9 protein-coding genes are annotated in these 12886 nt (G+C 51.6%); all 9 read right to left on the reverse strand.

Features of this window, described 5'->3' with window-relative positions:
• Positions 1–234: 234 nt before the first annotated feature.
• Positions 235–1311: a hypothetical protein gene (locus L248_RS14445; RefSeq protein WP_022531007.1), complete on the reverse strand. Its 1077-nt coding sequence runs from the start codon at positions 1309–1311 to the stop codon at positions 235–237.
• A 5-nt stretch (positions 1312–1316) separates the two neighbouring features.
• Complete coding sequence (locus L248_RS14450) at positions 1317–2324, reverse strand: hypothetical protein (protein ID WP_022531008.1); 1008 nt, start codon at positions 2322–2324, stop codon at positions 1317–1319.
• A gap of 151 nt (positions 2325–2475) precedes the next feature.
• Positions 2476–2652 (reverse strand): hypothetical protein, encoded by a 177-nt coding sequence (locus L248_RS15990; RefSeq protein WP_022531009.1) that lies wholly within the window; start codon positions 2650–2652, stop codon positions 2476–2478.
• Positions 2653–2667: 15 nt separating this feature from the next.
• Positions 2668–2955, reverse strand: a complete 288-nt coding sequence (locus tag L248_RS14455; RefSeq protein ID WP_022531010.1) for a hypothetical protein — start codon at positions 2953–2955, stop codon at positions 2668–2670.
• A gap of 6 nt (positions 2956–2961) precedes the next feature.
• Positions 2962–3726 (reverse strand): ParA family protein, encoded by a 765-nt coding sequence (locus L248_RS14460; protein WP_040537083.1) that lies wholly within the window; start codon positions 3724–3726, stop codon positions 2962–2964.
• 29 nt (positions 3727–3755) lie between these two features.
• On the reverse strand, positions 3756–4694 hold the full coding sequence (locus L248_RS14465) for a tyrosine-type recombinase/integrase (RefSeq protein ID WP_245585318.1): 939 nt from the start codon (positions 4692–4694) through the stop codon (positions 3756–3758).
• Positions 4695–5263: 569 nt separating this feature from the next.
• Positions 5264–7201 carry a Dam family site-specific DNA-(adenine-N6)-methyltransferase gene (locus L248_RS14470; RefSeq protein ID WP_022531013.1) on the reverse strand — a complete coding sequence of 646 codons (1938 nt, stop codon included), beginning with the start codon at positions 7199–7201 and terminating at the stop codon, positions 5264–5266.
• Between the two features lie 101 nt (positions 7202–7302).
• Positions 7303–9084, reverse strand: coding sequence for a restriction endonuclease FokI recognition domain-containing protein (locus L248_RS14475; protein ID WP_040537084.1), 1782 nt, complete (start codon positions 9082–9084; stop codon positions 7303–7305).
• A gap of 1365 nt (positions 9085–10449) precedes the next feature.
• On the reverse strand, positions 10450–12675 hold the full coding sequence (locus tag L248_RS14480; protein WP_040537085.1) for a phage NrS-1 polymerase family protein: 2226 nt from the start codon (positions 12673–12675) through the stop codon (positions 10450–10452).
• Positions 12676–12886 lie beyond the last annotated feature (211 nt).

Raw genomic sequence — 12886 nt, forward strand, 5'->3', positions numbered from 1 at the left:
CCGGTACGCCCCCGCTGTTCAAGCGGGGGGCTGCCGGCACGTATATATATCTATATATACCTACATGGAATTGGTACAGTTGGTCCTATCCCCTGTGGGGTAAAGGGTACAGCGATATTTTGGCAAAGTTTAGGTATGCAATTGTGGGGTGCAAGTATGCAATTGTGGGGTGCAAGTATGCAATTGTAGGGTGTAGACATATAATACACAAGATGAATAACATACACATAATAATTATGGCAACTGTAGCACAATTCTGTACAATTTTTTGCGCCCTTTGGGTTCAGGCTTCCATGAAATCAGCTTCCCTTTTCCTACAAAAACATCTAGCACCCGGGCAATGTTCTGGTTAACACGTTGCTTGCTAGGCTTCTTTGTGATGTCGAACGTTCCGTATGGATCTTTCAGCAGGTAGGTGTACACACTTTCGTAGAGAACCGGCCCAGTGCCACTTACCTTGTTCTGTTTACTGATCCGGTTGATTTCCCGTAAGAAGAAATCACGGATGTTGCGTACCTGAGGGGTCATGTAGCGGATGGGGCTCTTCTTCGTCCCCACGTGGGTTAGGTCCATCATCTCGTATTTCTCGGTAATTATTTGTCTCGTTTCTTTGGCGTAGGTGTACAGCGGTGGTTGCTGTAGCAAGCGGATGTAAGTTTCTCCAGATATACCATCTTCCCATATGTTAGCTGGTAGCAAGAAACCAGTGAATGTTGAATGTTCTAACTGGGGCCGGCTACGTTTTTCAGCGTTATATTTTTGGTGGGCGGCGGCCTTGATGGTGATACGAATGGACGCCATGTACTTCACACGGTCTAGAATTTCTTTTTGGGTGGTTGGCTTCACTTCTGAGTACACCGCGTCACCGTTCATTACGTTTACTAGCTGAGCTATGGTGAATACGGGGGTGAATTGTGAAAGAGTGCTGGCAGCGTTTAAGATGGTGGAATCTGTTGCCCCCAGATCATAACCCTGTGGTAGTGATGCCCCAGAGGGCAGAGATACGATCATATCCACGGGGATATGCCTGCCCAGTTGCTTGTCCTTAGTAGAAGCGACGTCAACCCCGGGTATATCTTTGCTGATCCAGCTGCTGAATGGTTTTCTCAGTAGTGCATTCTCCGCCTTCGTGTTCGATATTTCCACCTGCTTAATGGCATTTAATACTGGCATATCGGGAGATGTGAAGGTTGCAGCGATCTTTGAGGCAGTATCCGGAAATGCTTCACTGGAAATGGGGGCGGGCTGCAGTTTCTCTACGGGTGTTTCCGGTGCCGCTGGGTGTTGCCATACTTGTTTTTTCTCAGCCATCCGGATCACCCCTTGACCTTATGTGTGTCCTTCACCATGTCTTGGTACAGAACACTAACGTTACTGTGAATGTCCATCATCTGCATTTTTCCTAGCGTTTCACGAACCCGTTCTATGGTGGCTTCGTCTGTGCGGTAGTCTGTGTGCTCTAAGGCTTGTGCGTCTTTTATGGCTTTTAGTAGTGATGTCTTCAGTTTCTGGTGCTGGGCCGGCACTTTCCACTGGGCCACACGTTGCTGTAACAGAATGCCTTCCCGTGTAATCCGTTCCAGAACGCCATCATTTTCTATCACTGTGGAAGCGAGGCTATCCACTGCGGTTGTGTGTAGACGTTCGCTCAGCAGCTGAAGAAATTGATACCACGCCGCGGCTCTTCTTTGGTTTTCAGATACGGCGGTGGTGTTGGCAATGAGATTGGAAATTTGGCCATTGTCTATTCCTTCGAGGGTGTTTATATCTTCCATTTCGAGTGTTGCGGTGTCGCCGCCCAGTTTTTGCAGTGTATCGTTCAAGCGGTACGTAGCCATCATGTACGCCAGCTTCCATGCGTTTGCTAAGTTGGCATACTCAAACTGAAGCCGGCTGTCATGCAGTACCGAAAGGCTTTTTGACAACTCTTCAAAATAGCTACGGGTGGAGCTCATGTACTGCTGAAGGTCGTCCAGTTCGTCGTTGAACTGCGAATCCCCACCCTTTTTGCCTAGTGCCACGTGCATGATGAACTTTGGGCTCTTCATGGCTTTCTTGGCTGCTTCTACGCTGCCAAAATACTTTTCGGAAATCTGCGTTACTGCTGCTTCAAGTATCTTGTTTTCAGCTATCATAAAGTCCTGCCAGTCGCTATCTGAGAACAGGGCATCTTCTTTTGCCACGCTGGCATCTGACTGTGTACGGGCGATGAATAAATACATTTCCATCTCGTACACCGCTTCTTTGAATGGCATTTCAGAATAGTACTTCAGAAACCAGTGTAAGCGTTTCTTGTCGTACTCAACCGGTTTTGTCTTGTCCATTGCTGCCGCCTCGCTGTTTCTAGCCCTACACCTACCTGTGGGCTGAATGTTGTTAGAACGCCGCTGAGGGCCTCTCTCAGCACTGGCCCGGATTATAGTGATCGCCGCCGGCCCGTTTCAACTTCTGCTAATCATAATTTGCAGAAGTAGGCTATTTGTCCCCGTATTTCTTCAGGTCTTCTTGAAATATCTGAACCATCTGATCCGGGGTGTACATGTCCAGCAGATTGTACAGGGAACGGATAACGGCTTCCCGCTGGTCTTTGGGTACCCGATTGTTCCACATTGCATATTCTGCATAGGCCATGAAGTCGCTGTTGCTGGTCATATCCGTCGCCCCCCTTCAGAAGTCATTGTTGAAGCGGTCAATGTCTGAGCGGTTCTGTGCCACGGCCTCTTCTGCTAACTGGTTCAATAGTTCGTTAACGCTGGTCCGTTTCAGCAGCGCCAGCGTCTGCAAGTCTTCGTAGGTGCTGGGCTTGAATAGGATGTTGGTGCGCCGGCTCTTGGTTTCACCTTTACTGGCTGGCCGGCCGGGACGTTTCTCGGTATCTGCTTCTGAAATGAATGAAGCTGCTGCTGGTGTGGTGGCGGGGTTCTTGATGCCCGCTAGGGCGTTTTTCTTTGCCATAATCCATTACCTCTCTTTGAGTAATTCATGCATGAAGCTGTCAATGTCGCCGGCCACCCGGGAACCCTTGGCATAAACCACAACATCAGTGCGCAGTGCCTGTGCCTCTTTGATGGCTACCGCTTCCCGGATCCGGCTGCTGAACACCTTGGTGTGTAGCTGAGACGCCGTGTTGTCTAGCATCTCAGTGATCTGCTTGCTGAGTAAGGTGCGGCGATTGTACCGGGTGATTAGGATGCCGGCGATAGTTAAGCCGGGGTTGCTGTATTGCTGTACAGTGCTGATTGTGCCGCTGAGCTGGCCCAGTCCCTGCAAACTGAAGATGTCTGCCTGTGTGGGTACTACCACCGTGCTGGCGGCGGTGAGGGCGTTCACTACGGCGCTGCCTAGGGCCGGCGGCGTGTCCAGAATAATGTAGCGGTATGCAGAATCCACAGGGGTAAGGGCGTTCTTCAGTCTGCTTTCTCGGCCGTGTTTACCAGCAAGTAACTGATCTAGTTGCACCAGTTCCGGGGTGGAAGCAATTAAATCCCCTTGTGCCGTCTTGGTGATGGCCGTACTGGCCGGTTCTTGGTTCACAAGCATCTGAAATGCGCCAGAAGCGACTTCTGAGGCATCCGCCCCCAGTGCATAGGTGAGATTGCCTTGCGGATCCAGATCCACGAATAGAACCGGATCGCCTCGCTGGCTGAGCCAGTTGCCTATTGTTTGCGCGGTGGTGCTCTTGCCTACGCCGCCTTTTTGGTTCACCACGGCTAATATGTGTGCCATGAGAATACCCCCAGTAATGTGTTGTGCTGCTAGTGCTTGAAGATTGCATTGCCTATGCGGGCCTCGCTCTGGTTCTTGGCTCGCTTCAGGTGATGCAGATAAACCATTGTGGTATTCAGATTGCGGTGCCGAAGCAGTTGCTGTGTTTCTTCCAGTGATCCACCGTTTAGCAGGTTCAGAGTGGCTGCTGTGTGTCTGAGGCTATGCGCGGTGAGCCGGGAACTGTCGAACCCTGCCCGGCGTAGTGAATTCTTGGCGATGCCTGAGATGCTGCGGGTGGTCATCCGGCCACCTTCATTGTTGTTGCTAGTGCTGGCAAACAACGGGGCGGTGTCTTCAGCGGATCCACGTACTTTGAGATAAGCCCGGATGGCATCTTCCACCTGTGGAATAATCTTCACGTACTCGGTGCGGTCATCCCGGCCCTTGCCTTGCAGGAACAACACAGTAGCCTCGCCCTCGGTGTGCATGTCTTCAATGTTAGCTCGGCTGACCTCAATTGTTCTCAGGCCGCCGGTGAGCATTAGGGAGATGATGGCATAATCACGCAGGCCGCGCTCTGAGTTTTTGGAAATATCGGCCAGCACTGTAGCCGCTTGGCGAGCGCTGAGATAGTCCTTCTTGAAGTCGTTGCTCATCTTAGCGCCTTTGATGCCCTTGGCAATATTGGGGTACAGCCGCTGGGCCTCAGTCCAATTGAAGAATTGCCGTAGAGCGATGATGTAATTCTGCACGGTGGTAGCCTTGTGGTCTTCTTTGAGCTGTTCTTTATAGGCCAGCACATCCGCCCGTTGAGGCTGCTGCACACCGTTGGCCTGCATCCACTTACCCCACTGCCGTAGTGCCCGGGTGTATGTCTTTACGGTGTTTTCTGAAGCATCAATGTAGGCCACGAACTGGGCAAATAGATCTGGGGTAACGTTCACCTCCGGCATATTGCTTTGGTCTTGCTGAATCAGGTTGTTCATTGCCATACCCCCTTATACGCCATAATTGCTATACACACATTACACACCATAATTGCTATACACACATTATACACCATAATAATGGTAACGGTCACCTGAAAAATTGTTAAGATTTATCGCGTGAAAAAGAGAACGTCCGTTCTGCGTTCAGGCATAAAGAAACCCCCGTAAAATACGCCGGGGGTATCACTATATGGCCTGCTGGTCCCTGTTCATTTGTCCGAGCTTTTCAATCCGTTCCGCCAGATCATCTGCCTGCGCGTTGGGGTGAAAAAACCGCGGAAAAATTTTCCGGGCCCTGAGGGGGAGAGGGCCCGGAAGAAGCAGGACTGCCAGACCATTCCTCTTCCTTAGGCCTTCACTGTACTTGCCTTGACAATTTGGGAATGAACCTAAGCAGAGTAGCCATCAGCGCTGCGCACGTGTGTTACTGGCAAATTATAATTACTGCGGGAACACCCCAGAACGTCTCTTACAGCTCGTCGTCGGCAACGGGTGGAGAATGCGCTGGATAAGCTAAAACAGTCAAGGGGTTATAACGTTACAACCAGAGCCATATTCCGCGACGTTCAATAGTTGGTAATCAGGACTTCACAACTTCCTTGATGCTTGGTGTTGTGTGAAGAATTGCTGTAGTCGTAGCTCAGATAATGTGTATGGTATTTCTGGGACCATGTAATCAGGGCGTCGTTGGTCCGGCCTTTGTGTTCCGTCACGTTGGATAAGGCAAACTTAATCTGGCGTTGATCAAGTCCGTCCAGAAAAGCAAATAGTTGTTTATCCTGTTCCTGCGTCCAGTTGACGAATCCCCGGTTACCGTCATTGTAAGACCCCGTAGTAATCAGATAAGGGGGGTCAGCATAGACAAGGGAATCAGTTCCAAGTCCGGTCAGGTCGATTTGGTTGAAATATTGGTCGGTGAACGTGGCATCGATGGTGTTGAGCCGATTGACGAATCGTCGTAAATTTTCTGCCATACGTTCCGAGAAATGGCTCCGGTTCCGGCCAAAGGGATTGTTGTACTGTAATTCGTTGTTGAACCTGAATTGGTAGTTGAAACTGTATGCGACCAACGTGTACAGGTCGATTGGGTGCGGGTCGGCGTTATAGTCTTTGCGGTACTGCAAGAATCCCGCTTGATTCGTCTTGCTGAGCTGGTATTTGGCAATCCGGGCTCGGATCTCAGCAATCAGATAGTCAGGATCCTTGCCTTGAAAATACCGAAACAAACCGTTGATCTTGGTGTTGATGTCGTTAAACACCACGTGATGGGCGTCGGCGTTGATTCCCACGTTGCCACCGCCGCTGAACAGGTCCACAAACGTATCTACATGGTTCGGAAAAATCGGCATGATCTGGGGTAACAGCTTATACTTCCCGCCGATGTAATTCAGGGGGCTTTTGATGTACCCGCCCCGGCTGACCGGCTGACTGGCCACGACTTTCTTGTCAGGCTGACCGGTGCCGGTCGGATTGACGTAGTGCTTGCTCCGAAAATAAAAGAGAAGCTCTTCGACTTGGGTCTTAGGGTTGACGATCTTTGACTTGTATTTACGATAGGGCATCCGTTTCACCGTCACCTCTCCGTTGACCGCGTTATCGGCCAAAAGCTGGTGCAGCTCCGCCTCGGGTATGAGCCCGTCCGTTGAATAACTTACCACCACGTGTTTGAAGTTGAGATGGCCGAACAGGTCCCGCATGGCCGCCGTCACTTTGGACTTCATGGCAAAGGTCGATTTTTCGTCTTGATAGTCCCGCTGGCCGGTTACACCGTGCAGGACCGGTTTGTCCCAGCGGGCGATTGTTTCCAGCACGTGGTAATTCGGCGCATACTGGCGGGCATTGTACGGTGGGTCGATATACACGATGTCGCCGGATGAATGCCGGATCAGTTGCAAGGCGTCTTCTTGTAAAGCGGAATTGGCCGACTCATTGTCGACCACACTGCTGGGGATCAAGGTCAAGGGCTTGTATGAGCGCCTGTCCCACCGTTTCAGATAAGCGCCGTAAGTCCCGGTAATATTGGAAACGAACGGGATGCCTTGAATGAGAGCATCCAGCAAGTAGTAGTAGCCGTCATCGTCGATTAGACCAGCGTGGAACCACTGCTCGATCTGCTCCCGCACGAAGTCGATCCGGATAGCGTTTTGGGTCTGAAAATACATGCGCCCCGCCGCCCCCGCTGGGGAAAAGTTATCCGTCACATAACCGCCTTGGTCTCCAGTCAAATCCTTGGATTGCAGATATTTGAACGGATCGGCAATCCCAACTTGGGCCAGCTTGGCATACGTCGGCACGTGATTGAGTTGCACGGTGGCCCGGGCGATCACGTAGGAGAAGTACATCAAGTCGTTGCTGGTGATTTTGAACCGGTCTTTGAAATATTGACTGACCACACCGGAACCGCTGAACAGGTCCGTGAAACTCTGCTCGGTACCATCCAATTTGGGCATCAAAAATTCGTTTATCTGGGTCAGTAAACGAGCCTTACTGCCAATGAATCGCATTTTCTCACATCCTATTACATCCTGCTGATTGAACTTTACCACACTCCCCGGCACAAAGCTATCAAAAAAGTGCACGACTGGCATGCACTTAGGGTCTATTTTCAGATGGTCCCGAAGGTGATCTCTTTGTCCTGCATATACTCCGGCAACTTGTTCCGGTCCAGTTGGCCGGTTTGGATCATGTTGGCACCAATGAGCAGCTGTTCCACGTTCAACGCTCCGCCGTGGGTGTTGGTCCGGTGCGCCGTATAGGACAATTGATCGTCAAACTGGCCGGTGAAGAAGCTGCTGACCCACAAGAAGTAATAAGCGTTGGGCGGAATCCTGGCGTCGAAGTTATCCCACCATCGGTTCGGGTTGGTCTTAGGATCCCGTTTCTGATTTTCCGTAATATAGCGGGCCATCTCATCGGCTTGGTTAGCATTGCGGGAATAGCCGTTGGCATAGGCTTTCGTATCCACGATGATCCCGAATTTCTTGGTGGCGACCAAGGCGTCCGGCTTGCGTACGCCGCCTAAGTGAACGGCCGGCAGAAGGTAGGCGAAGTTGAATAATTCCGCTGTGACCATTTCAAAGTCGCGATTGCGCTTGCTGTCGTAGGCAATATCCAACAATTCCACATACCGAGGCAGCAAGTTCGTTTTCGCCAAGAATTTGGCCTTAAGCTGCTCCCTGGCCTTGTCGCCTTGGCTTTGCGTCAGCTGACCGGTTGGAATGGTGAACGGCTGGATTGTATCCCGCAACTGGACTTGTCTGCCTTGGCTGCCGCCGCTGACGAAGTAAACACGGATTCCCATGTGGTTGAGCCCGCACAGGTCATTGGTAATGATTGCCGGATCATCGGTCAGGCTCTCGGCGTGGAGTTGCTCGACCAGCCGGTCAAAAGACTTGGTGGGTGTTGCCATCAATAATTGCACGATCCGGGCCCGCCGCGTGCGCACGTAACCACGACTTTTGCCCGTCGTCGCAAAGAATTCCCACATCACGAATTTTGCTGCCCGATTATTTTTAGAGCTGCCTTGTGCTTGCCGAATGGCGTGCAGCCCGGCTCCCGTGATTCGATATTCCATAAAGCCGCCGACCGGTCCCAATATCCGATGTGCAATCTTGGGAGATCGGGTTTCGACAAACCCCACTTTGATCAGCCACATGGCAATCATCCGGGCATACTTATCAGCAGTTCCCTCCACATCGGCGCGAATCGTCGTGACCTCTTTGCTGGTACTGGCTTGCTTCAAGAAGCCCAGCATTAAAGAGCTGTTATAGGACGTGAACCCAGGCTCACCGAGAAAACCCAGTTCGTGGCCGATCTCGAATTTGTTTTTCCACGGGTGCCCGTTCTCGGCCGCTCCGGCCAGGATGGATAATACCCGGGTGGCTGGCGGATAGCGCAGGAAGGCCTTTTTTAAAATCTCGTCTCGGGCCGGTTCAGTGGCCACTTGGGCCAGCTCGGTCCCCAACGGACTGATCGTGTATTCATCTGTATCACGGTCAAACTGGACGAAATTAAGCGATACAGCCCAGCGCAAAAAGCCGTCTGCCGTCCAGTTATCCGTCCAATATTTGTTGTTTGTCTGAGCTTGCTGGCTGGGAATCGACACTTGAATCAAGGCATCTGCTACGGCCACCGCTCGGCTTTTTGCCGGTCTGTTATTGGCATCACGGGAGTGGCCGACCAGCTCCTCATAAGTGAACACAGCTTCCCCTTTATTCAGTTTTGCCTGTAAACTGTCACGGACCCCCTCATTTGGGATATATGACGGCACGAGTTGATCGCGTAAACGGGCATAATGATCTGATTCAGGATCAAATATTTGTACTGTATGTTGCAATGACTGAAAGTCGCTGGGATTTTGGACCCAGCCAAACGTCCTATCCTTCAATTTCTCCCCGTCCTCTCAACAGTCGGATTTGACACTCAAGCGGCCCCATGGCACGTCCCTCTGTTATTCCAGTATATCGTTAAATTCCATATACTGCCTAGTTTTGACGGCTAGAGGGTACTTCCCAGCCAGGCTCGTTTGCTGGCAACAACCTGCAAAAAAAGACCCCGCCGACGGTACGGTAGCTAAGCAAGGTATATTACTGGGTAATTTAATTATACTACGCATGATGAATATAGTGTGTATATTAATCACAGCAGAGAGGCGCTACCATGAGTAGCAGAATAGGGCAACTCAGCAGGCGTCTGGCGGCATTAGAGTGCCAGGCGGTGGCTGTTGCGTGTAGCATCGCGTAGGGACTTTTCCCCAATTTTGGCGAAAAGTAGCGGCGGACTCCCAGCACAAGACTTCACGGATTTATCACAAAAAAGTGAAGAACCTGCCGGGGAGGGGGTATGTTGGATCTCATTCTGAACGATAGCAGATTTCGTGGCCGAAAAGTTGGCTGCCAAGTAATCGGCCCAAAATTCGGCACATCTCACCCGGAACTTTTTGGCAGTGAAACGTCTGCGCGAAATTGGGCACGTCTCGCAGTAGGAAGCAGGCCTTTCAAAAGGACCAGTTTCATACAAGCCCGTACTTCCAGGTACACCCTACGCGCAATTATAGCCCCCCCACTTTTTTATAAAACGGGGAGCGCACACCAGCTGTCGTCTTGTGGCAAAGCATCTTTCAAAAATTTTACCCCCGGGGGGGTGACCATGGAGAGGATAACGAATATGGGTACTCAGCAGACGAGTATCCTTAGCGGATGCTGACAGGCCGTTTCTGGTGTAAGTTGAGTCAGCAAATTGAACAGGTGTACCTTGAGGTACGGTCGTCGCGATATGCGATAACCAATATACTGAGCGGAATTTTCCGTTGAGTGAGTGATGACGATTTTTTTAGATCGTTCCGAACGACCTTAAAGCCGTAATGGCTCTTGCCCATATCAACGACGAACTGCCAGAACACATAGATCACTGAACTACCCCCCCTCGCGCGAGAAAAACGAAACATTTTTGCGGAAGTCGAGCCCGTCCACCGGTTCCGAGATTTGTAAATGGGATTGGATCTTTCGACCCGGGGTAGCTGCTTGCGTGAGACCGTGAGGGGCATTCTAAACCACACGGTAAGGGCGCCAGCAGAGATACCCGCCGCCTCAGCCACCTGCCAGTACCGTATATGGGCGGCGCTAATGGCTGATCTGTTCGCTCTGCTTATGCATAGGTTATCCATCCCCTGTATCATTATTTCTATGCATACATTTATTATACTGTGTTTTGTACACATAAAAAAGGCCGCCCGCCGGCGGCCCTTGCTTAATCATACGTACTTGGTGTTCTTCTTCAGCTGGCTGTAGTCCGTTGTTATGAACTCATCTTTAACCTCTTGTAGGTGACTGCGTTCTTCGTAGTCGTTGAAACGGGCAAAGTAATTGAACGACACTGATCCACCCGTTTTCCCGTTCCGGTTCTTCAGTATTTTCAGATCCACTTCCCGGGGTTCCTTAGCCTTTTCGGCGTCCATATCCAACACGTGAATAGGCTCGTTGTTAGCTCTGTTGGCGTTGGCTTCGTCCACCTTCTTCTGGGCCGTGAATTGTAGCCCTATCAGCACATCAGAACTGTACTCAATCGCGCCGCTTTCCTTGAAGCTCACCATGCTAACGCCCTTGCTGTAGTTTTCTCGGTTGAATGAGCTGATCGCCAGCACGGGTATGTGGTGGTCCCGACTCAACCGTTTTAACTCCAACACGGCTTTATCTGTGTTCTGCTTGTCTGTGGCGTGTATGTCATAGGGGGCCAGAATCTGCAAGTAATCCACAATGATAACGGGGCGGTTCCCTGTGGCCTGTTCATGGGCCTGCACAATTTCTTTGAGCTGTTCAACGCCGATGTTACCCACCCCTTCGTGAATGAACACATGCCCAGCAAACTCTTTGTACGCCGCTGTAGCGGTCCCTATCAGCTTGTTTTCATACTTAGTGTAGGGTGGGTACTCTTTCCCGTAAATGTCCGTATAACCCATGTAGCGGCGCTGATCTGTAATGCCCCGTACCGTCTTGGCAAACTTATCCGACTTGCCTTCTGCTTTATTCAGGGTGTAGGTGAGCCGGCTCAGCGTCTTTGCCATAATTTCGTACCGGCTCATTTCCAGTGAGAACACCAGCACATCATGGCCGCCGGCAGCAATCTGATCCGCAATCTGTAGCAGCAGCGTAGTTTTCCCCAGCGAACTGATCGCCCCCACAACGTACAGCCCTTCATACAGGCCGCCATCCAGTTCATTATCCAGCCGGTTGAAACCGGTAGGGGTGGCCGGTGTGTTGGCTGTAACTTTGTCGAAAAAGGCGTCCAGCTGCTTTAGCGGGGTAGTGTTTTCGTACAGCTGGCTCTTTGTTTTGGGGTCAATGAACGGCAGCCACTCTTCAGGAATTTGGTCTATGGTGGTTTTCTCGGTATTTAACTGAGCCACTTGCTGCTTGATGCGTTCTACCTTGTCATGATCCACAGACGGGGCGGCGGCTTGCCCTGCTGCCTGCTGCTGTTTAGGCCGGTAAATTTCTCTCTGGCCCTGTATGGCCTTGTCAATGGTGCTCTGACCGTAAGTACGCCCATCTGCACGGTGTTTCTCATCCCATTTGCTGCGGTACAGCTGGCTGTTCCGGTAAATCTCATCCATGATGTGCGGATCCTTACCGCTGAAGAATGCCAGGTAATTCATTAGAGCCTGCTCGCCGCCTGACTGATGGCCGGGGCCGGGTTCACCGGGGTAACTGTCCAGTAATGCCGGATCCGCCGCCAGAAGTTTCTTAATTGTCTCGCCGCTCTTGCTACGGGTTGCTGCCGCGAGAACTTCATCCACAGTGAGGTGATAGGGGTTAGTTGCCTCTGTGAGGCTCGTAGATGCGTTCTGTGCTGTTTTACTGTGTCTGTTGGTAAATGGCTGAACACTCTTCTGAAACGTCTCAGAGACGTTCTGTGGGGCTGCAAACGTGCCAGCCTTGTTGTGGCCTGTGAAACTCATGTACCTAGTGTCGCCAGACCCGTAGAACTCCACAAGGCCTACTTTCTCACCGTTCTTGTCTGCCACTGCGTTCTTGTTGGGCAGATCCGCCGGCCGGTCTGCGATAAACCAGAAGTGCAGGCCGTTGCCACTGGGTGATGTTTCGGCACTGCCGGCGGCGGCGTCCATCAGAGGTTTCAGGAATGGGGCGGCGGCGAGTACGTCCAGAAGCGTGTGCCCGGGTTCCGGATCCACGTCCATCACACAGAGATGCAGCGGGTTATTTGTCAGCAGAAACATCACGCCGGCATGTCTTTGCGGATCATAGGCACCCTGTACCTCAGCTAATGTGTGCCAGTCTTCTGGGTGGTTGCTGCGGGCATTGCCACCACCTATCGCCTTGGCTACCTTGCTGTACTCAACGTTACCGCCGCCTAAGTCTCGCCGCTCTGCACTCCACAAACTCCACGCGGGTAGGGAAGCCATTGCCTCAGGCACTGTGTTAAAATCTGGGCGGATCGCTGGTTCTTTGCTCTTTAACATGGTGGTCCTCACTTTCTAGCCCCCCGGGTGCACTATCTGCCTGCCAGCTCATTGCGGGAACCGGTGGGTAGGGGCCAACTTCCAGAATTTTGATCCCACAGTGCACGTGAGGGGGCTGCGCCATTTTTCTTGGTTTGGTACTCCACAAAAATAGCCGGTACGCCCCCGCTGTTCAAGCGGGGGGCTGCCGGCACGTATATATATCTATATA

This window comes from Schleiferilactobacillus shenzhenensis LY-73, assembly GCF_000469325.1.
In the GTDB taxonomy this organism is placed as follows: Bacteria; Bacillota; Bacilli; order Lactobacillales; family Lactobacillaceae; genus Schleiferilactobacillus; species Schleiferilactobacillus shenzhenensis.